General features: G+C 58.3%; 12 protein-coding genes. 9 read left to right on the top strand and 3 right to left on the bottom strand.

Going from position 1 to position 21,914, the window contains the following annotated elements; translation table 11 throughout:
- Nucleotides 1-86 precede the first annotated feature (86 nt).
- Both DFP98_RS19370 and DFP98_RS19375 read left to right on the top strand, forming a co-directional pair.
- Nucleotides 87-833, top strand: a complete 747-nt coding sequence (locus DFP98_RS19370; RefSeq protein WP_116062304.1) for an ABC transporter ATP-binding protein — start codon at nt 87-89, stop codon at nt 831-833.
- Nucleotides 826-2,115, top strand: coding sequence for an ABC transporter permease (locus DFP98_RS19375; protein WP_181917798.1), 1,290 nt, complete (start codon nt 826-828; stop codon nt 2,113-2,115). The genes DFP98_RS19370 and DFP98_RS19375 overlap by 8 nt, the downstream gene beginning before the upstream one ends.
- Nucleotides 2,116-2,217: 102 nt before the next feature.
- Here the strand turns inward: DFP98_RS19375 and DFP98_RS19380 are convergent, their stop codons facing one another.
- Nucleotides 2,218-3,519: an aminotransferase class I/II-fold pyridoxal phosphate-dependent enzyme gene (locus DFP98_RS19380; protein WP_116062249.1), complete on the bottom strand. Its 1,302-nt coding sequence runs from the start codon at nt 3,517-3,519 to the stop codon at nt 2,218-2,220.
- A 322-nt stretch (nt 3,520-3,841) separates the two neighbouring features.
- On the opposite strand from DFP98_RS19380, the gene pdxR reads away from it, so the two are divergent.
- Together pdxR and DFP98_RS19390 are read left to right on the top strand one after the other, a co-directional pair.
- Nucleotides 3,842-5,401, top strand: a complete 1,560-nt coding sequence (pdxR, locus tag DFP98_RS19385; protein ID WP_181917799.1) for a MocR-like pyridoxine biosynthesis transcription factor PdxR — start codon at nt 3,842-3,844, stop codon at nt 5,399-5,401.
- Nucleotides 5,394-6,179: a helix-turn-helix domain-containing protein gene (locus DFP98_RS19390; protein WP_116062251.1), complete on the top strand. Its 786-nt coding sequence runs from the start codon at nt 5,394-5,396 to the stop codon at nt 6,177-6,179. The genes pdxR and DFP98_RS19390 overlap by 8 nt, the downstream gene beginning before the upstream one ends.
- A gap of 217 nt (nt 6,180-6,396) precedes the next feature.
- Here DFP98_RS19390 and asd read toward each other — a convergent pair whose 3' ends face one another.
- Nucleotides 6,397-7,188 (bottom strand): archaetidylserine decarboxylase, encoded by a 792-nt coding sequence (gene asd / locus DFP98_RS19395; protein WP_116062252.1) that lies wholly within the window; start codon nt 7,186-7,188, stop codon nt 6,397-6,399.
- Between the two features lie 264 nt (nt 7,189-7,452).
- Here asd and DFP98_RS19400 point away from each other — a divergent pair, with 264 nt between their 5' ends.
- Complete coding sequence (locus tag DFP98_RS19400) at nt 7,453-8,601, top strand: glycosyltransferase family 4 protein (RefSeq protein ID WP_116062253.1); 1,149 nt, start codon at nt 7,453-7,455, stop codon at nt 8,599-8,601.
- Nucleotides 8,602-8,660: 59 nt separating this feature from the next.
- Here DFP98_RS19400 and DFP98_RS19405 read toward each other — a convergent pair whose 3' ends face one another.
- The gene (locus tag DFP98_RS19405) at nt 8,661-9,026 is read right to left on the bottom strand and encodes an ArsR/SmtB family transcription factor (RefSeq protein ID WP_116062254.1); all 366 of its coding nucleotides are present in this window, start codon (nt 9,024-9,026) and stop codon (nt 8,661-8,663) included.
- 221 nt (nt 9,027-9,247) lie between these two features.
- Between DFP98_RS19405 and DFP98_RS19410 the strand changes: the two genes are divergently transcribed.
- The 4 genes from DFP98_RS19410 to DFP98_RS19425 all read left to right on the top strand — a co-directional run bounded on the left by DFP98_RS19410 (nt 9,248) and on the right by DFP98_RS19425 (nt 21,905).
- On the top strand, nt 9,248-18,961 hold the full coding sequence (locus DFP98_RS19410) for a WIAG-tail domain (protein ID WP_116062255.1): 9,714 nt from the start codon (nt 9,248-9,250) through the stop codon (nt 18,959-18,961).
- A gap of 235 nt (nt 18,962-19,196) precedes the next feature.
- Nucleotides 19,197-20,063 carry a glycosyltransferase family 2 protein gene (locus DFP98_RS19415; protein ID WP_391574653.1) on the top strand — a complete coding sequence of 289 codons (867 nt, stop codon included), beginning with the start codon at nt 19,197-19,199 and terminating at the stop codon, nt 20,061-20,063.
- 133 nt (nt 20,064-20,196) lie between these two features.
- On the top strand, nt 20,197-21,171 hold the full coding sequence (locus DFP98_RS19420) for a hypothetical protein (RefSeq protein WP_116062257.1): 975 nt from the start codon (nt 20,197-20,199) through the stop codon (nt 21,169-21,171).
- Nucleotides 21,168-21,905: a glycosyltransferase family 2 protein gene (locus DFP98_RS19425; protein WP_116062258.1), complete on the top strand. Its 738-nt coding sequence runs from the start codon at nt 21,168-21,170 to the stop codon at nt 21,903-21,905. The genes DFP98_RS19420 and DFP98_RS19425 overlap by 4 nt, the downstream gene beginning before the upstream one ends.
- The last annotated feature ends 9 nt before the right edge of the window (nt 21,906-21,914 follow it).

Below are 21,914 nucleotides of genomic sequence, written 5' to 3' on the forward strand. Positions count from 1 at the left end.
TGAACAAGGCCATTTGTGCCGCTTATCGGGGAGGCTGGAGATTGGTGGTATCCGGGCAGGAAAAAACGAGCGCGCCCGCGCTTGCGATGAAGGAGCTTACAGGAGGTTACAGCCGGCGGCGTCCGGTGCTTCACGGCGTCTCAATGACGCTGCATAGCGGCGAGCTGTTGGGCTTGATCGGGTTGAACGGGGCCGGGAAGAGCACGGCGATCAAACACATTTTGGGGCTGATGGTTGCACATAGCGGGGAAGTTCGCGTCGCCGGAGCGACGCTGGAGGAGAATCGGGAGCTGTATCGCTCTTCCATCGCTTACGTGCCTGAGCAGCCGTCGCTGTTTCCTAATTTGACGGTGAAGGAGCACTTGCATTGGACGGCGCTCGCTTACGGTCTGGATCGGGAGGCGGCGGAGAAACGGGCGGAAGAATTGGCGACGACGTTCCGGATGACCGAGGCGATGAAAGCTTTGCCCGACACGCTCTCCAAAGGGATGAAACAGAAGGTCATGCTGATGAACGCCTTGCTCGTTCGCCCGGCTCTGCTCATTATTGACGAGCCGTTTCTCGGACTCGATCCCCTGGCGATTCGCGGATTGGTGGCCGCACTGGACGAAGCGCGCGATGAAGGGACGGCGATTCTACTTAGCTCGCATATTTTGCCCGCGTTGGAGCGCAAGGCGAATCGGCTCGTCGTGCTCCACAAGGGCCGTCTGATTGCCGAGGGCACGCCGAAGGAAGTGAAGGCGGCAGCCGGCTGCACCGGACCGGAAGCGACGCTGGACGATGCGTTCGAGGCGTTGGTGGAAGCTGCGGAAGGGGGCCGCAAGGGTGAGTAGAATCGCGCATGACGAACAGCGCGCCTTCTTGCACTCCCTGCGGAGAGAGCGCACCGCCGCCTTCCGAAAGGAGATCGTGCCGTATTTCCGCTATGTGTTCCAGAGCGGCTTCGGCTTGTTTGCATCGGCGATCTTTTTTACCTTGCTGATCGGGTACATGGATTTGATCAAGGCGGTACCCGCCGATTGGCCGGCGAGGTGGGTCGGCGCCGTCGTTCTCTCGCTTTCGGCCCTTCGCGCTCCGCTCCGCACGTACTTTCGACCCGCCGACTCGGTATTTCTGCTGGCGATGGAAAACCGCATGCTGGAGCAGTACGTCGCCGTAGCGCTGCGCAAAGCGGTTATTACGGGCGTATTGCGGACGCTTGCCGTATTTGCGCTGTTTGCGCCGATCTATATTCGTTCGCCTCAGACTGCGGCTCTTGCCGATGTGCATCCGCCGATCGTTCTAGCTTTGCTGTTTGCTGCGCTGACTGGGATTAACGTCTATGGGGGCTGGCGCGAACGAAGAGCCGCGGCGCGAACGTGGCGTATCGGGCTGAAAGCCGTTCGAATAATGCTGACTGCGGTCGCCGTAACGGCGCTTCTGCTGAAGCCGCTGGCGGTGGCGATTCCGTTTGCGGCAGTCGCTGTTGCGGTTTTGGCGCTGCTGTGGAGGCTGCCCGCACAGCATGCGCTGCCGTGGGACAGGCTGATTGAAGAAGAAGCGGCTGCCAGGCGCAGATGGATGGGCTTCCTGAGCTGGTTCGTGGACGTGCCGACCGAAACCGCGAAGCCGACGTACAGGCGCTGGATCGCCTGGGTTGGCGAGCTTATTCCGTGGAGCAGACGCAAGGCCTGGCATTATTTGTACGTTAAAGTGTTTTTGCGCGGGGAGACGTTCGGGGCCCTGTGGAGATGGATCATCGTGACGTGCTTGGTCGTCGCCGTATCGGGAAGCGCACTAGTCGATGCGCTTGTCTTCGGCGCATCCGTCGTCGTGTGCGGGCTGCAGCTCAGCGAGTTGAAGCGGGTTCGCTTCGTGGAAACGGCCGATACGCTGCCGATCGCTCCGCAAGGCAAGCTTGTCGCAGCGGCGGCGGTCGCGCGCGGGGCGGGCTTGGCGGCGGTCGCTCTGATCGGAGCGGCCGTGCCGGCGACGGCAGGCTTGGGAGCCAATCCGGGAGATGCGGAGGTTTTTCGATTCGACTACTGGCTGGCCGCAGCCGGATTCGGACTGCTCTGGTGCGGATGGTGGATGCCGCGCAAAATCGCAAGATTTACGGACGAGGACGATTTGTGAGAGGCGGGCTTGGGCGGAATATGATTTCGAAATAGAAAAAGGCTTCTCGTCCGGCCTGCCAGCCGGCAACGAGAAGCCTCTTTTTTGCTTGTAGTTATAAAATTAAGCTTTTCCTGCTTTGACATCCAGCACTGCTTGATAGATTCGATCGAACAGGTCTTCCAGGTCGTTCTCCTCGATGCAGGAGAAGGCGACGCGCAGATCGGTTTCGCCCAGGGCGATCGTGCCCACGCCGTAATCGCTCAGCAGTCGCTGACGTACGGTTTCCGCGTCTACAGTCAGGTTAAGACACATAAAGTAGCCGGAGTTGAACGGGTAATACGTCCAGACGTCGCCGTACTTGCCGCTGTCGAGCAGAGCTTTAACTTTGTTGGCGCGTCCTTTCATAATAACGAACTTCTCTTCCTTCTGGGCTTGGAAGCGATCGGACTTAAGCGCGCGCAAGATAAACGTTTGCGACGGATGAGGCCCGCTGGAAATCGTGGAGCGGATGTTGCCGATCGTCTTTTGCTCAAGCGCAGACAGGCTCGCTTCGCTCAGTCCGCCGTAGGTGATAAAGCCTACCCGGAAGCCCCAGACGTACTCTTCTTTGGTCGCGCCGTCGACTTTAATGGCGAGAACGCGCTCATGCAGACCGCAAAGCTGTCCGAACAGCGATTCCTGCAAGGAATCCTCGAAGAACAGGCCGAAGTAGGCGTCGTCGGTGACGGCCACGACGTTGATGCCGGCTTCCGCGGCTTCGCGAACGGCGTCGACGATGGCGCGTCCTTCCTCGGCTCCCGGCGTGTATCCGGTCGGGTTGATTGGGAAGTTAAGCAGCACGATGGCTTTGCCCTTGTCCTTGCGGGAAAGCAGAGCGTCGCGAAGCCCCGCGGAATTGAAGCGGTTGTCCGCGTCGTACAACGGATAGTACACCATATCCGCGCCGCGGCGAACGTGGTAGGTCAGCTCGTAGTTTTCCCAATTTTTGTCCGGGACAATAACCGCGTCGCCTTCGTCGGCGAACAAGTCTCCAACGATGCTGAGGCCATGCGTCAGCGCGTTCGTGACTACCGGAAGACTGATCGCCTTGCCGGCGACGGACGGGTTCTCGGCCAGCATTTTCTCGCGCCAGATCGTACGCAGCTCCGGCTTGCCTCCTGGAGGGGCATATTCGTAAAGATCCTTCGGATCGTAGGCGGTCAGCGTTTCCTGAATAACCTCCAAATGCATCGGCTTGCCGTTCTCGGTGGCGATGCCGATCGTGGCGTTGTAGGCACCCGCTTTCTGCTTTGCTTCGGCGGATTGGCTCAGAATGCCGAGCTTAGGCAGGTACATCTTCTTGCCAAGATCGGATAGCATTTCGGCAACGTGCGGATTGTCGCGGGCAAGCGTCTCGTTCAATTGCTGGGCAAGGGGATTCATCACTTTCATCCTTCCAATCGTCATTAGGTGATATTATACACCATTGGTCGATTAGCGTCATGGTATGAGAGCGTTTTCTTGTAAAAAAAGGATACCGATTTATCACTTTTCACCAATTCGTTTCATAGGCGGATCGCCCTTGTGAGCGAGCGTTCGCAAATGTGAATTGAGCGGAAGAAGCAGGTTGCGGGGCAAGCTAAATTAAGGATTGGAAAAGGGAAGCTTGCGCTAGATTGCGAAATCGTGTACGCCGCACATTGACAACAGAAAAGATACATTTTAGAGTAAAATGACTAGTCCATTGATCAGGAAAGGGAAGCCGATGACATCACCGTTTGCGTATTCCGCCAAGCTGGCCGATTGCGGCAGCAAACATCTGGCGATGTATTTGGCCATCCGGGAGGCGATTATGGAAGGGACGCTGTCTCCGGGGGAGAAGCTGCCGTCCACAAGACAGCTGGCCGCACTGTACGGGCTGTCCCGGGGAAGCGTAAGCTTGGCCTACGAGATGCTGTCGGCGGAAGGCTTCGTGGTGACTGGCGTCGGACAGGGGACGTTCGTGGCGGGAGCGGACTGGGAGTCGGCGACAAAGTCAGCCGTCTCCCTAAATGGAGCGGCGTGCGGAATCGATGCGACGATGGAGGACGCCCAATTGACGAAATGGGGCCGCCGTTTGCTCGATCTCCCTCAAGCGGCGCATCCGCCCATTCCGACGCTTGAGCCCGAACGGGAAGAAGCAATCTCGTTCGTTCCGTCGGGGCTTGGCCCGGAGCGGTTTCCATGGCAGGAATGGAAGGCGGAGGTCGCCCAGCAGTGGAAGAGTCTCGGAGTGTCCGGCCACGCCGACGGTCACGCGACCGAAGGGAGCCTGGAACTGCGCAAGGCGATCGCGGGCAGATTGCGTCGGGAACGGGGCATTCCGTGCCGCGAGGACGATATCGTCATTACCTCCGGCTCCATGCAGGCGATCGCTCTGCTGGCGCAGCTGCTGCTGGAGGAAGGCAAGTCCGCAGTGATCGAAAATCCTTGCTACGCCGGAATTCGCAACGCGGTGATGACAACGGGAGCTTCCGTTATTGCAGAGCGGACGGACGGCGGGGGCATCGTGCCTCGGGATTGGGAGGCGTCGGTGCTGTTCGTCACGCCGACCCGACATTTCCCGACGGGCGTCGTGCTTAGCTACGAGCGCAGACAGGCGCTGCTCGCATGGGCGTCCAGGCGCGGCGCCTGGATCGTCGAGGACGATTACGACAGCGACTTTCGCTGGGGCGGACGTCCGATCGAGCCGCTCAAGTCGCTGGACAGGGAAGGCCGAGTCGTCTATGTCGGCACGTTCTCGCGCTCGATGAGCGCCAGCATGAGAATCGGCTTCGCGGTCGTTCCGAAGGAGCTGATGCAGCCGTTCCTGTTGGCGAAGAAGCTTTACGATCCGTATCCGACGGGGATTGCGGAGCAGCAGGCGCTGGCGAGCTGGATGTCCTCCGGCGGCTACGACCGGCATATGCGCAAGACGCGCCGCATTCTCGGCAAGCTCGAGCATAAGCTGCGCTCCAGTCTGACTGCGGATTTGCAGCAGCTGTTCACGGCTGTTCCGTCCGATGCCGGATTGCATGTGTATGCAAAGTGGGAAGGGGCGGAAGAGGATTACCGCCGATTGGTCGAGGAGTGCGCGCGGAGCGGGGCGATATGGAGGGACGGATCGGCTTACGATATTCCGTTCGGAGGGTTGCTCGAAGAGAAGGCGCCGCCTTCGGCGTTGTTCGGGTTCGCCCATCTGAGCGAAAGGGAGATTGAAGAAGGCGTTCGCCGCATCCGTCAGGCGGCTCTGGCGCTGAATGAGCTAAGAGCAAAGCCGGAACAAGGAGGTTTCGTTCATGATTAATCTAGCGCCTGAGTCGTTTGTTTTACATTCCGCCTTTGCGAAAATTTCGTGCGAGCCGGGGTGGAAATGGCAGAAGCGGGAGAAGCCGCTTGCCAATTACGATATTTTCTACGTATGGAGCGGCGAAGGGGAGCTGTCTCTTAACGGGAAGATGTACGAACTGGGCAAGGGCAGCTGCTTTCTTTTTCGGAAAGGGGATCATACGTGGGCGACGCACAACCCGCAGAAGCCGCTTGTGCTCACGTACATTCACTTCGATACGGCCGAGCCGGCCCAGGAAGTTCCGGTGCCGTACCGCGTATTGGAGGATACGTTCGACTTCGAGCATTTGCTGTCCAAATACGTACGCCTGTTTCTGGTGAAAACCTATGCGGCCGAGATCGAAGCGCAGCTGATTCTCAAGCAGCTGATCATCCATCTGCTGCGCTGCGACAGGCAGGAGCCCGTCGAGCGGAAAGTTAGCAATCAGCTAAGCGAGAGCATTCGGGAAGTCGCGAACTACATTTTGCAGCATCCCGGCCAAGCTCATCGCGTCGAGGATCTGGGCAAGCGCGCGGGGCTGTCTTCGCGATATTTTTCGATCAAGTTTAAGGAACTGATCGGCATGTCTGTGCAAACCTACATGATCCGAGCAAGAATCGAACGCGCGCAGCACCTGCTGCTCCATGCGGGCATGAACGTGACCGAGGTCGCCGACGCGTTAGGCTACAGGGACATTTTTTTCTTCAGCCGGCAGTTTAAGCAGTATACGGGCAAAAGCCCTTCGGAAATCCGCTAGGGCGTGTATGCATACTCCGAGGATAGTAGATTATGCCGAATTTTCGTTCCATGCAAGGAACTTTTGTGAAGGCGTACCGGGGGTACGTCAAAAAGTGACGAAGCAGGGGATGAAAGATACCTCTGAGCGGGTTTGCATACACGCCCTAGCAGACAAAAAAACCGTCCGCGGCCCGCAATTAACGGGATCGGACGGTTTTTTCATGCGTATGGCCGGTTTAAGACTTCGGGACCAGCGTTCCGAGCCGTTCGCCCATGCGAACCCTGGAGCCTAGCTTCAAATCCGGGCGTGGGTTTAAGGTGCCGTCTTCCGTAAGCAGCACGATGGTAGAACCGAATTCGAAGTAGGCCAGCTCGTCCCCTCGGCGAAGCCGGCGCGGCTTCGGCTCGACGTAACGAATGCTGCTGACGTTCATCGCGCCTACTTTGACGACGGCGACTTCTCCCTGCTCGTGGCGGATGTAGGAGACTAGCCGCTCGTTGCGGGAAAGCACGCGGCGCATAGAGGTAAGGCCGAATTCGTTGACGGGATATACTTTGCCTGCAATGTGCTCGCTCTCGACGATATCTCCGTCGCATGGGGAATGGATGCGATGATAATCCGTCGGACTCAGGTAGAGCACCCAGAAGTATCCGCGCCGATATTGAGCGATTCTCGGAGAGCCGTTAAGCAGCTCCTCGACCGTATAATCTTGTCCTTTGATCTGCAGCATCATGCCGTCTTCGATCACTCCGCAGCCGGTAATGAGCGCGTCCACCGGGCTGGTCAGCGCGTCTGCGGCGGCGTCGACGGGCCGTCGGCCGGGCTTGAGTCTGCGCGTAAAAAAGTCGTTGAGCGAACGGTATTCTCCGATCGCTTTCTCCGCTTCCTCGACCGGAATGTTGTATATCGCCGCAAAGCGAGGAATGAGACGCCGGCTAAAGGAAGATTTGGCGAAGCGCCCCGTCATGCGGGATATGAACTTGCGCGACGACAGTTCCGTCATCATGCGCAGCAGCCAACGAGTCATGTGGCCGAGCACTCCTTTATCGATAGATTCATTCCCGAGAATTGTGACATAACGCCGCGTAAAGTGCAATAGCCCCTTTGTTACGATTCAGCAAGATTAGGTTTCTCGCATCTCCTTGTCTGAATCGTCTATGCAAAGCTTCTCCGGCGCCCATGCCGTCGAAGCTGTTTTTGCTTGGGCTGCGGGCAGGCGCCGTAACTTTTTTGCTCTCCTCCGTATATGCTGAAGCGACGGCCTAGGAGGCTGACGAGGGAGGCGGGAACGATGCTGAGAGCCGCATTTATTACTCCGGGAGCTTTCCCGGTTCCTTCCGCGATGGGAGGCTCCGTCGAACGCGTGGTCGAGAAGGTCGTTCCCGAGCTGTTGCCCCACGTCGACGCTACCATCTACGGCAGAAAAGGCAAAAGGCTGCCTGCACGGGGGAGTCTTCGCGGCATAAAGGTAGAGCGATTCCCCGGAGCGAACAAGAGCGACTATTTTAACAGGGTATGCGCCAGGCTAGCCCGTTCGAAACCGGACGTCATTCAGGTGGAGAACCGTCCGCTATGGGTTCCCAGGCTAAAGCGGCTGTTTCCGCGGAGCCGGATCTGGCTTAACTTGCATTCCACTACTTTTATCAACGCTCCTTATTTGAACCCTGTCCAAAGAAGAAGATGCTTGCAGGCAGCCGACCGCATCCAGGTGAACAGCGAGTTTCTTCGCACGTACGTTAGAACGTACGTGCCGAATGTGTCCGATAAAATCCGCGTAAACCCTCTTGGGGTGGATATTTCGAGATTTTACGGCAGATCGACGTTGGAAGGGGCGGCCGTCCGCGAGGAAATGCGTTCCCGTTACGGATGGGGGAATCGTCCGATCGCCATTTATGTCGGACGTCTCGTTCCCCAGAAAGGCGTTAAATATTTGCTTGCCGCCGTTCCGTCGATATTGGCGGCCGTGCCCGATGCGCTGATCGTGATCGTCGGCAGCGCGAGATACGGCTCGCATCGCGAGACGGGACATGTGCGGCGACTTCATCGTATGGCCGCCCGTCTGAAAAATCATGTTCATTTTCAACCGTATGTTTCTCATCACGATATTCCCCGCTGGTTCGCGATGGCGGATACGGCCGTGGTGCCCTCCGTCGGAAAGGAAGCTTTCGGGCTGGTCAATCTCGAGGCCATGGCTGCGGAGCTCCCCGTCGTCGCTACCCGGGCGGGCGGAATGAAGGAAATCGTGGTGGACGGACATACCGGGTTTCTCGTTTCCACCGAGCGCGAGAAGATTTCGGCGGAGCTGGCGGGAAAAATCGGTTTTCTGTTGACAAACGGCGAAATGCGTCGGGAAATGGGCTTTCGGGGAAGGGAACGGGTGCTGAGGGATTTCCAATGGCGGCATACTGCGGAACGATGGCTCAAATTCCAGTCGGAATAAAAAAACGCCAAAAAGAGGCGCATGAATCTCCCTTGCGAGGAGAATTGTGCGCCTTTTTCTCATGCGTGCTCCAGATGTTGAAGCGTCTGCAAAAAAATTTGTTCGATGTGCGAATCGTCGAGCGAGTAGAAGACGGTTTTGCCGCTTTTGCGTCGTTTGACCATGCGCATGTTGCGCAGATATCTGAGTTGGTGGGACACGGCGGACTGGCCCATGTCCAGCAGGGCGGCGAGGTCGTGCACGCACAGCTCCCGATGAAGCAGGGCGCCGATCAGCTTGATTCGCGTCGGATCCCCAAGAGCCTTGAACAGCTCGGCCAAACGGTTGGCGGAGTCTTCGGTGATCATGAGCTTTTTGACTTCTTGCAGCGGAAGATCGGAATGTGCGCAGCCTTCTTCCGACCTTATCAGCGCGATTTTATCCATGTTAATCTCCCTTGCGGATGGTTGCGATAGTTCTTTCATTATAACGCAACAAGAGAGCGACGGAAATAAGGCGGCAGCTCCAAGCCGCAAAACGGAGGCGAGGGGCGTTGCGGGCGACGGAGGAATGAACGAAAAAAATGGACGGACGCCTATCCGCGTGACGCGCCCATGGGTGAATGCATATGATACTGAAGATTTCGATGAACAGGAAGGAGAGGGACATGAAAAAGAAACGAGCGGGCAAATCTCCGAAATCGCGCAAACCGCTATACTACGTCGACGATCCGAATAAACTCGAGCTGAAATGGCTGGATGACATACAAAAATCGAAGCCGATGGCCGTACACGGATCGGCCGTCGATGCGCCGGAGAGACCAGCGGGAAATCCAGCCCATAGCGACATGACGAAGTCGGGCGTCTCCGAGGCCCCGGCTCCAGCGTCAACCGGAAGCGACGTCGGGTCGGCATTAACGGAAACGGTATCGACTCCCGAGGAGACGGAGGAGCTCGTTGCGATCGCTACGGGGGCGTTTCCCGCAGCCGAATTGCCCCAGAAGCTCATGGAGCCCGATATTGTGGCCGTTGTCGAAGCCCTGCGTTCGGAAAGCATCCAGTCGACGGATCAGTTGGCTGCGATGATGACCGGCGACGTTGCGGCGGAAGTCGAAGATCCGAAAGGCAGAAGCTTGAGAAGCGGAAGCTTGAAAGGATCGGTAGTTGGAGGATTGAAAAAAGCAGGCTTGAAAGGCGAAGGTTCGGAAAGGCGAGTTTTGCAAGGCGAGGTTTCGAAGAGTGCGGGGCCGGAAGGCGGAAGTTCGAGTTTGCAGGACGAAGGCTTGAAGGACGGAGTTGCGAGAGAAGAAGTCCAGCAGGAGCAGGACGAGGAGGATGCTGCGGAGCGGGAGGCGCGGCATGCCAAGCTTAAGGAGAAAAGAATGCCGTCGCGCCAGACTCCCGTCGTCTATACCGACGATATTGCGGACGAGGCGATTACAGGCGAGAAGCTGGCTCCGTTCGCGGTTAAGGCGATGCATTTGGCAGCCGATTCCGTACACACCGATTCGCTGGCGGATTTCTCTGTAACGGCGATCAAGCTGGCCGACGGTTCGGTGACGACCTCCAAGCTGGCCTCGGAATCGATCGTCGGGGACCATCTGGCCAAAAACGCGATCTCCGGCCAGAAAATCCGCGACCGCTCTATTACGGGAGAGAAGCTTCGCGACGGAAGCGTCTCGTCGGAGAAGCTGGCGGACCGAACGATCAGCTCGGATAAAATCGCCGAAGGTTCGATTCAGTCCAAGCACTTGAACGTGTCCGTCATTACGTCGGAATTGCTGCAGGACCAGAGCATAACATCGGAGAAAATCCGCAGCGGAGCGATCAGAAGCGAGAATCTGTCCAATGAAATCGTCGACACTTCGAAGCTGGCTGAAGGATCGGTAACGACCTCCAAGCTTCGCGACGGCACGGTGACGAAAGAAAAAGTGGCAAGGGGAGCGATTGAGTCCCAGCACTTGACCGAAGGTCTCATCGTTGCCGATCATGTGGCGTTGGGCGCACTGCAGGGAAAGCACTTGGCTCCGCGGGCCGTCGCGGCGGAGCATCTCGGGGACGGGGCCGTAGGGACAAGGGAACTGGCGGATCGTTCGGTGGCGGGAAACAAGCTCGCACTGGGGTCCGTTCAGGCAGAACACCTTCGGCCGGGAACGGTAAAGGCCGATCATCTCGCGGACGAAGTCGTTAAAACGAGGCATTTGCAGGACGAATCGATCACGGCTTCGAAGCTGGCGGACCAGTCGGTCACGACGCTGAAGCTCGTCGATCATGCGATCACGTCAACGAAGGTGGCGGATCAAAGCATCGTTTCCGCTAAAATCGGAGACGAAGCCGTGCATTCGCGGCATATTGCCAAAGGCAGCGTTCTGTCCGACAAGCTGGCCGAAGGAGCGGTAGAAGTACGCCACCTCGCCGAGCATTCGGTAAGCAGCCGTCATTTGGCTGCGCGTTCGGTCGCACGCGAGCATCTCGCGGACAGCTCGGTCGGTTCGGGGCAATTAGCGCCGGGCTCCGTTCAACCGACGCATGTCTCGGAGGGAGCAATCGGTCCAATGCAGTTGGCCGAAGGCTCCGTAACCTCCGCCAAATTGTCGGAACGCTCCGTAGGCAGCGCGCATCTGTTGGCTGCCTCCGTCAAAACGGAGCATTTGGCCGGGGAAAGCGTCTCGTCGGAGCAGCTGGCGGCAGGAGCGTTGAGGCCGCATCATTTCGGTCACGAGTCTGTCGTTGGGGGCGCGTTGGCCGCGGATGCGGTCGGCGGTAAGCACATCCGCGCCGGAGCGATAGAAGCCGCCCATCTTGCGAACGGGGCGGTAAGCGCGTCTTCGCTGCAAATTGAAGCCGTGATGGAGAAGAACATCGCGCCGGGGGCTGTCGGAGAGCGGCAAATCGGCATTCGGGCGGTTTACTCCCATCATCTTACAGATCATTTGATTACATCGCTTAAGCTTTCTCCCGAATGCGTCTCAACGGATAAGCTCGCTGATTTGGCGGTAACTTCGGCTAAACTGGCGGACGACAGCGTAGGCTCCGATAAGCTGTCGGAGAATGCGGTGTTCGACAAAGCCTTGCAGAGCGGGGCCGTAACGGGACGCGCTCTGGCTGAAGGGTCCGTCTCTTCAAAGCATTTGAAGCCCAAATCCGTTAAGCAGCTTCACTTAAGCGAAGGAGTCGTATCGTCCGCAAGCTTGGAAGATGGCGCGGTAACGTCGGATAAACTTTCGCATGGCTCGATTAAATCGCCGCATTTGGCCATGGGCTCGGTGGAAAGCCGGCATCTGGCGGAGCAATCCGTTCTGAGCGTGCATATGGCCGAGAAAAGCATTCGCGAGTTTCATCTGAACGACGGAATCGTCGGTCCGGGCAAGCTTGCGGCCAATAGCGTGGACGGCGGCAAAATCGCGCCGGGATCAGTGAAGGAGCAGCATATTCAGGAACAGTCGATTTCATCTGCGCACTTGAAGCGGGACTCGATTGAGTCGGCGCATATCGGCGCAGGAGCGGTGGGCGAACGGCATTTGGCTGCAGGAAGCGTGCAAGAGGCCGCGATTCAGCCTTCCGCGATTACGGCGGATAAGCTTGCCGACGGCATCGTAACCTCCAAAAAACTGGCCCAGCTCAGTGTCGGCTCGGAGCATCTTCAGATCGAAAGCGTCAGCGGCAAGCATCTGAGATCGGAGGCGGTGCACGGCTTTCATCTTCGCAAAGGCACAGTGTCCATCTCGCATCTTGCGCCCGATTTGCTTGCGCTGGCCAAAAACGGCGAGCGGCGCATCGATGCGGAGAGGCTGGAGCCAAACGCGGTCAGCTCGGTCCACGTCAAAGATCGGACGATAACGGAAGAGAAGCTGGCGGACGGGTCCGTTACGAGCTTGAAGCTGGCCGACGAGGGCGTAACGGGCGATAAGCTGTCAGCGGGCAGCGTCTCGACCGGCAAGCTGGCAGATTCGGCAATTACGTCGGATAAGCTGGCGGACGGCGCCGTGACCACAGAGAAGCTTGCCGGCGGGAGCGTGGGCGTCGAGCAGCTTGCCGAAGACGCAGTGACGACAGAGGCTCTGGCCGACGGTGCGGTAACCGGCGCGAAGCTGAAGGTCGGTGCGGTGACCGCGGACAAAATTGCTCCAGGTACAATCGGGGCGGATCAACTGGCCGACGGTTCGATTACCGGCGTTAAACTCGCGGACGGCAGCGTCGGAACGGCTCAGCTTGCGCCAGGCTCCGTGCAGGCGGATCAACTGGCGGAGGGTGCGGTTGGAGCGAGGCAGCTTGCGGAAGGCGCGATCGTCGAGCGATTGCTGGCGGATGGCAGCGTATCGAACGACAAAGTTCGTGACGGGACAATTACGGGGGATAAGCTGGCGGAAAGCGCGGTCGGCACGAAGCAGCTTGCGCTCGGCGCCGCAACGGCGGCGATTTTGGCCGACGGCAGCGTGACGAAGGAGAAACTGCTTCGCGGAGCTGTAACGGCCGACAAGCTTGCGAACGGCAGCGTCGGAACGGAGCAGTTGGCGGAAGGCGCGGTCACGGAGGACATTTTGGCAAGCGAAAGCGTGACGGCGGATAAGCTGGCCGGAGGCGCGGTAACGGCGGATAAGCTTGCTTACGACAGCGTGGGCACTTCGCATTTGTCGACAGAAGCAGTGACGACGGATATTCTGGCCGACGACAGCGTAACGACCGATAAGCTGCTGGATGGCGCTGTGACTACGGAGAAGCTGGCCTATGGGAGCGTGGGCTCCTGGCAGGTGGCCGTAGGCGCAATCACATCGGATCTGCTGGCCGAAGGCAGCGTAACGGAACGGAAGCTGGCGGACGGCGCGGTGACGGCCGCTAAATTGGCTTACGGCAGCGTGAGCACTTCGCATTTGTCGGCAGGAGCGGTCGTCTCGGATATTCTGGCCGAAGATTCGGTGACCGGGGAGAAGCTGGCGGACAGCACGGTGACGGCGGAGAAATTGGCCTATGGCAGCGTGAGCTCGTGGCATTTGGCTCCGGGAGCGGTCGTCACAGAGTCTGTAGCGGATGGCAGCATTACGAGCGAGAAGCTTCAGGACGGAATCGTGACGACCGACAAGCTTGCGGGCAGCAGCGTGGGCACGAGTCAACTGGTACTCAACTCGGTAACCGAAGATATTTTAAGCCCTGGAAGCGTCGCGTCCGCCAAGCTTAAAGACGGCGCGGTGACGGCTGCGAAGCTGGCTCTGGGGAGCGTTGGAACGCCGCAGCTGGCAGCCGGGGCAGTGCAGGCGGAGTCGCTTGCGGAAGGGTCTGTTGAGAACGGCAAGCTTGCGGATGGGGCGGTAACGGCCGAGAAAGTGGCGGATGGCAGCATCGGAGCAGCGCAGCTGGCGGACGGTGCCGTGCGCGCGGAGTCGTTGGCGGAAGGGTCTGTTGAATCCGGCAAGCTTGCGAACGGAGCAGTAACGGCCGAGAAGCTGGCGCAGCGGAGCGTCGGAACGGAGCAGCTTGCGGAAGGGGCTGTACAGACTGAGTCGCTTGCGGAAGGCGCGGTCGCAACCGGCAAGCTTGCGGACGGTGCGGTCACGGCGCGGAAGCTGGCTCTTGGCAGCGTAGCGGCCGGACATCTGGAGATTGGCGCAATAACGGAGAGCCGCTTGGCGAATGACAGCGTCACGACGGAGAAGCTGATCGACGGAGGCGTCACGACCGACAAGCTCGCGGGAGGAAGCGTCGGCGCAAGCCAACTGATGGATGGAGCGGTAGCATCCGAAAAGCTGGGCAGAGGCGCAGTAATTTCCGAGAAGTTGGGCGAGGGCGCAGTAACGAGCAATAAATTGGCGCCGCGCAGTGTCGAAACAAGCAAGTTAGCGGAAGGTGCGGTTGTCTCGAGCATTTTGGCGGACGGCGCGGTTGAAACGGCAAAGCTTGCGGACGGAGCGGTGACGACTGAGAAGTTGGCAGACGGCAGCATCGGGACGGAGCAGCTGGCGGACGGTGCGATCACGACGTTGAAGCTGGGCCAGGGAGCTGTCGCGGTAGAAAATCTGTCCTCGCCTTTGTTCGAATATTTGCGACTTGCCGGAGAGGACATTGCGACAAATCGAATCGTAGCGGGAGCCGTCACTTCGGAGAAATTGGCGGCAGGCGCGGTAGGGACGGAACAACTTGCCGACGGGTCCGTGACGAGCGGAAAATTGCGGGATGGCGACATCGGAACGGAGCAGCTGGCGGTTGGCGCAGTAAACGGGGAAAAGCTTGCTGCAAGAAGCGTAAGCTCGTCGCACATCATTCCGCGCTCCATTCTGGGTTATCATCTGGGCGAGCAGACGATTACGACGAGCCACTTCAAGCCGCAGTCCGTGACCGATGCGCAATTGGCCGACGGCAGCGTCAACGAGTCGAAGCTTGCTCCGGAAGTTCGCGAATGGCTCCACCAACTGCAACAGATGCAAACAACGGCAGTTGCCTTGGCCGAGAACGCCCCTCGTGCGTTGGAAGCACACAGCGTAACAGGCGAGCACTTGGCGGACGGCAGCGTGAGCGGGACTAAGCTGGAAGCGAGTAGCGTAACGAGTGAGCATCTTGCTGATGGCAGCGTGAGTGGGGCGAAGCTGGAAGCAGGCAGCGTAACCAGTGAGCATCTGGCAGACGGCAGCGTGAGTGGAGCGAAGCTGGAAGCAGGCAGCGTAACCAGTGAGCATCTGGCGGATGGCAGCGTGAGTGGGGCTAAGCTGGAAGCGGGAAGCGTGACGAGTGAGTATCTCGCTGATGGTAGCGTGAGTGGGGCTAAGCTGGAAGCGAGTAGCGTAACGAGTGAGCATCTGGCGGATGGCAGCGTGAGCGGAGCGAAGCTGGAAGCAGGTAGCGTGACGAGTGAGCATCTGGCCGATGGTAGCGTGAGCGGAGCGAAGCTGGAAGCAGGTAGCGTAACGGGTGAGCACCTGGCGAATGGCAGCGTGAGCGGAGCGAAGCTGGAAGCGGGAAGCGTGACGAGTGAGCATCTGGCCGATGGTAGCGTGAGCGGAGCGAAGCTGGAAGCGGGTAGCGTAACGAGCGAACATCTGGTTGACGGTAGCGTGAGCGGAGCGAAGCTGGAAGCAGGTAGCGTGACAAGCGATCATCTGGCGGATGGCAGCGTGAGCGGAGCGAAGCTGGAAGCGGGAAGCGTAACGAGCGAACATCTGGTTGACGGTAGCGTGAGCGGAGCGAAGCTGGAAGCGGGAAGCGTAACAAGCGAGCATCTGGCTGATGGCAGCATAAGCGGAGAGAAGCTGGAACTCGGAAGCGTGACGAGTGATCACCTGGCTGATGGCAGCGTGAGCGGAGCGAAGCTTGAAGCAGGTAGCGTAACGAGTGAGCTTCTGGCGGATGGTAGCGTGAGCGGAGTGAAGCTAGAAGCGGGTAGCGTAACGAGTGAGCATCTGGCAGACGGCAGCGTGAGCGGAGCGAAACTGGAAGCGGGAAGCGTAACAAGCGAGCATCTGGCTGATGGCAGCATAAGCGGAGAGAAGCTGGAACTCGGAAGCGTGACGAGTGATCACCTGGCAGACGGCAGCGTAAGCGGAGCGAAACTGGAAGCAGGTAGCGTAACAAGCGAGCATCTGGCTGATGGCAGCGTGAGCGGAGCGAAGCTTGAAGCAGGTAGCGTAACGAGTGAGCTTCTGGCGGATGGTAGCGTGAGCGGAGTGAAGCTGGAAGCGGGTAGCGTAACGAGTGAGCATCTGATGGATGGCAGCGTGAGCGGAGCGAAGCTGGAAGCAGGTAGCGTAACGAGTGAGCATCTAGCTGACGGAAGCGTGAGTGGAGCGAAGCTGGAAGCAGGTAGCGTGACGATTGAGCATCTGGCAGACGGCAGCGTGAGCGGAGCGAAGCTAGAAGCGGGTAGCGTAACGAGTGAGCATCTGGCTGATGGCAGCGTGAGCGGAGCGAAGCTAGAAGCGGGTAGCGTGACAAGCGAACATCTGGCTGATGGCAGCATAAACGGAGAGAAGCTGGAACTCGGAAGCGTGACGAGTGATCACCTGGCAGACGGCAGCATAAGCGGACTGAAGCTTGAAGCTGGCAGCGTAATGAGCGATCATCTAGCAGACGGCAGCGTGAACGGATCGAAGCTGGAAGCAGGGAGCGTAACGAGTGAACATCTGGCAGACGGCAGCGTAAGCAGAGCGAAGCTTGAGCTGGCTAGCGTGACGGGCGAGCATCTTGCCGATGGTAGCGTGAGCGGAGCGAAGCTGGAACTCGGAAGCGTAACGAGCGAGCATCTAGCTGACGGAAGCTTGAGTGGAGCGAAGCTGGAAGCGGGCAGCGTGACGAGTGAGCATCTGGCTGATGGCAGCGTGAGCGGAGCGAAGCTGGAACTCGGAAGCGTGACGAGTGATCACCTGGCTGATGGCAGCGTGAGCGGAGCGAAGCTTGAAGCAGGTAGCGTAACGAGTGAGCTTCTGGCGGATGGTAGCGTGAGCGGAGTGAAGCTAGAAGCGGGTAGCGTAACGAGTGAGCATCTGGCAGACGGCAGCGTGAGCGGAGCGAAACTGGAAGCGGGAAGCGTAACAAGCGAGCATCTGGCTGATGGCAGCGTGAGCGGAGCGAAGCTGGAAGCGGGAAGCGTAACGAGCGAGCATCTGGTGGATGGCAGCGTGAGCGGAGCGAAGCTGGAAGCGGGCAGCGTAACGAGCGATCATCTGGCAGACGGAAGTGTGACGAGCGAACATCTGGTGGATGGCAGCGTAAGCGGAGCGAAGCTGGAGCTCGGCAGCGTGACGATTGAGCATCTAGCTGACGGAAGCGTGAGTGGAGCGAAGCTGGAAGCAGGTAGCGTGACGATTGAGCATCTGGCAGACGGCAGCGTGAGCGGAGCGAAGCTAGAAGCGGGTAGCGTAACGAGTGAGCATCTGGCTGATGGCAGCGTGAGCGGAGCGAAGCTAGAAGCGGGTAGCGTGACAAGCGAACATCTGGCTGATGGCAGCATAAACGGAGAGAAGCTGGAACTCGGAAGCGTAATGAGCGATCATCTAGCAGACGGCAGCGTGAACGGATCGAAGCTGGAAGCAGGGAGCGTAACGAGTGAACATCTGGCAGACGGCAGCGTAAGCAGAGCGAAGCTTGAGCTGGCTAGCGTGACGGGCGAGCATCTTGCCGATGGTAGCGTGAGCGGAGCGAAGCTGGAACTCGGAAGCGTAACGAGCGAGCATCTAGCTGACGGAAGCTTGAGTGGAGCGAAGCTGGAAGCGGGCAGCGTGACGAGTGAGCATCTGGCTGATGGCAGCGTGAGCGGAGCGAAGCTGGAAGCGGGCAGCGTAACGAGCGATCATCTGGCAGACGGAAGCGTAAGCGGAGCGAAGCTGGAGCTCGGAAGCGTGACGAGCGAACATCTGGTGGATGGCAGCGTAAGTGGAGCGAAGCTGGAAGCGGGCAGCGTAACGAGCGAACACCTAGCTGACGGAAGCGTGACGAGCGATCACCTGGCAGATGGCAGCGTAAGCGGAGCGAAGCTGGAACTCGGAAGCGTGACGAACGATCATCTGGTGGATGGCAGCGTGAGCGGAGCGAAGCTGGAAGCGGGTAGCGTAACGAGCGAGCATCTGGTGGATGGCAGCGTGAGCGGAGCGAAGCTGGAAGCAGGTAGCGTAACGAGTGAACATCTGGCAGACGGCAGCGTAAGCGGAGCGAAGCTGGAAGCGGGCAGCGTAACGAGCGAGCATCTGGTGGATGGCAGCGTGAGCGGAGCGAAGCTGGAAGCGGGCAGCGTAACGAGCGATCATCTGGCAGACGGAAGTGTGACGAGCGATCATCTGGTGGATGGTAGCGTGAGCGGAGCGAAGCTGGAAGCGGGCAGCGTAACGAGCGAGCACCTGGCTGACGGCAGTGTAAGCGGAGCGAAGCTGGAGCTCGGAAGCGTGACGAACGATCATCTAGCTGACGGCAGCATAAGCGGACTGAAGCTTGAAGCATTCAGCGTAACGAGCGAGCACCTAGCTGACGACAGCGTAAGCGGAGCGAAGCTGGAAGCAGGCAGCGTAACGAGCAAGCATCTGGCAGACGGCAGCGTGAACGGATCGAAGCTGAAAACAGGCAGCGTAACGAGCGAGCATCTGGCGGATGGCAGCGTAAGCGAAGAAAAGCTGGTTTTCCCTCCAGTGGCAAGTCCTTGGCCTGGAGTGGGCATACTGTTCGGCAACCAATCCTACTCATTTCAAGGCGGAAACGAATCGATGAGATTAATTGTATCGTTTCCGGGAGCTTTTGCCGACAATTCTTATACATTGGTAGCAATGTCGGATCATCCAGCTTGCAACTGCATTCTTGCCGAGAAACGTCCTCATGAAGCAGAGTTGATTGTGTTTAGAACGCGGCTGGGCCCTGATCCTCAGGGGGCCATTCAATGGATTGCGATCGGCAGTAAAGCAAATTCATAGTTTCGCGTGATGTCGAACGGCCATTTCCTCAGCTCATCGTTGCGGGGGAGGTGGTCGTTCTGACGTTTAAATTAGCTTTTTCGGTACGGTAAGAAGCAGTGGACATAAGTGTTTCAGATGCTCGGAGTGGTACATCGAGGACAACGGCAGTACATGTGCCGTTGCGCAGGGACACGTCACACATACAATGTCTTGTATACCTTTGCCCGAACCTGAGGGGGTGAATGGATTGGCGATCAGCAGCGGGAAAAGCCATTCTCGCATTCGCAAACCGAAATTCGCGGGTAAAGGACGTAAACGGCCGATTCGACGCCGGGTTTCCGTGCAGGAGCAATCCAGGAAAATTAATCGCCCGTCCGGAGATTCTTGGCAGTCGCCGCGCGTCTCCGTGATCGTGCCGGTCATGAATGAGAGGAGGACGCTGCGCAAGGTCATACGGGAAGCCTTTCGGGTTCATCCGCATACGGAAGTGATCGTCGTTGTCAACGGCTCGACCGACGGTTCTCTGGATATTGCCAGAAGAAGCGGGGCCAAGGTAATCGTCTATGATCGGCCGCTCGGTCACGATATCGGCAGATCGATCGGAGCAAGAGAAGCGGTAGGGGATATTCTATTGTTCATCGATGCGGATATGCTGATTCCTGCCCCAAAGCTCAAAGTCTTCGTCGACTCGGTAGAGCGGGGAATTGACGTAGCGCTTAACGATTATTCCGGCCCGGTTGATCTTCCTGTCGTACACGGCGTCGTTCTGGCCAAACATGCTTTGAACACGCTGCTTGGACGGCCGGATTTGGCCGGGGCTTCGATGACGGCCATTCCTCATGCGATCAGTCGTCGGGCTTTGACGACGATCGGCTGTTCGCCGCTATCCGTTCCGCCGCTGGCGCATGCGATGGCGATTAGGCAGGGATTAAACGTGGTGCGAGTCGCCCCGATTAATGTAGGAAAACTCAATCCGGTGAGGTTGAAAAGGGAACGCAAAAACTCTCTGGAGCCGCTGATCGTTGGCGACCACCTGGAGGCGATCCATTGGTGGCTCAGGCATACGGACTTCAGAGGCGGCTACGAAGACGGTTTTCGCCAAAGAGGGATGGTGAGATAGCGAGATGAAGAAGCAACTCAGCTTAACCAGACATGCCGCCCGGTCTCGCGTTCGGCGCAGGCCGATCCGCTCGTCTTCTCCCCACAGCAGGAAGCTTCCCCGAAAAGCCGGCGCCGCAAAACGAAAGAGACCAATGAAGCGCTCCGGACCCTATTCCGATTTTGTAGCAGGAGCAAGCGCCGGATCGGCATGGCGAGGAAGCCATTCTGGAACGCCAGACCTGCTACGAGAAGCGATTAGCGAGAGCTGGCAACGGAGATTTCGGGAAACCTGCGGTAAAGGCCAGGTGGAATGGCGGCAAACGCTGCAGCGGGGAAAACAGTATGCAGCAGGGTTTATGCAGGGAGCGGGAATGAGCGTCGCCCTATGTCCGATTCCCCTTCAGACGAAAGCGTCGGCTGTCGTGTGCGCGGGAGAGGACGAGAATGCTCTCGTTCAGACGTTATCTCAATTAGAGCTTCTGCCGCTGCACGAAATCGTAGTCGTTGCAGGGCAGCCGACAGAGCGTCTTTTCTCTCAGGCCAGAGGATTAGGCAATGCGATTGTCGTCAGTTTGCCGGATCGGGTAGATCCCGACATCGGACGGGCTCTGGGCGTTAAACTAACCGGAGCGGACACAGTGCTGTTCGTCGATGGAGCGAATGTCGTCGGAGCCGAGCAGCTCGCGCGATTCCTATGGGAATGCGACGGGAAGCTGGACGTCGTTCTGAACGATCTCGGCGCGAGGATGAGGACGTTTCGCCATCGCAAAGGGGTTGAGCGGCTGCAGGAGTTTCTGAATGCAAGCTTGAAGCGAGAGGATCTGAAGATCAATTCGTTATCTGTGCTTCCTTTCGCATTATCCCGGAATGCGTTGGATACACTTGGCGCCGGCGCGTTGTCCGTACCGGTAAAGGCGCATGCACAAGCGATACTGAAAGGTCTGAAATTCGGAACGGGAGGATTCGTCGGAGCCGGAGGGCTGCCTGGCTTTGCCGATTCCGGATGGAAGAAGGCTGCCGGAGACCATGCCGAGGCTTGGAGAGAGGCGCTCAGCGTTAGAGGGGATCGAATGCATTTCGCAGATACGATGCGCAACCGCGGTATATTGGGAGAGTGGGCGACATGACCATAGCTTCCATTATCATTCCGACTTACAACGGCCTTGATTTGCTGCAAAGGTGCGTGCAATCGATTCGCCGGTACACCGAGCAAGCGCATGAAATCATCGTCGTAGATAACGGCTCACGGGACGAAACGGCGGCCTGGTGCTTGAGAGAAAGGATAACGCTCGTTTCCCTGCCGCGTAACGAAGGGTTTCCCGTCGCCTGCAACAAAGGGATGCGTTTTGCTTCCGGGGATACGATCGTTCTGCTGAACAACGATACGGTCGTCACGTCGAATTGGCTTCACAACCTGTCCACGGCACTGCTCAGTTCCCCGGACGTCGGTCTTGTCGGCCCGGTGACAAACTATGCCAGCGGCTCGCAGCAGGTCCACTATCCGTTCGAGGATTTGGAGGAGTTTCAAAGAATCGCAGAAGCCGTAAATTTACCGGATCCGGCAAAATGGAAGCGAGTCGAACGGATCGTCGGCTTGTGCTTCGTTTTCCGCAGGGAGCTGATGGAGAAAATCGGCATGCTGGACGAAAGATTTTCGCCGGGACACTATGAGGATGATGATTATTGCTTAAGAGCAAGACTTCACGGATTCGGACTGCTGGTCTGCCACGACGCTTTGATCTATCACGAGGGAAGCGCCAGCTTTAAGAGAGAAGGCTCCCAGGAGCAGGCTCATCTTGTCGAAAGGAACTATCGATTGTTTATGGATAAATGGCAGCTTGATCCTCGGGCTTTTGTCTAGAAAAACGGG

The sequence above is a fragment of the Cohnella phaseoli genome (genome assembly GCF_003386235.1).
Classification (GTDB): domain Bacteria; phylum Bacillota; class Bacilli; order Paenibacillales; family Paenibacillaceae; genus Cohnella; species Cohnella phaseoli.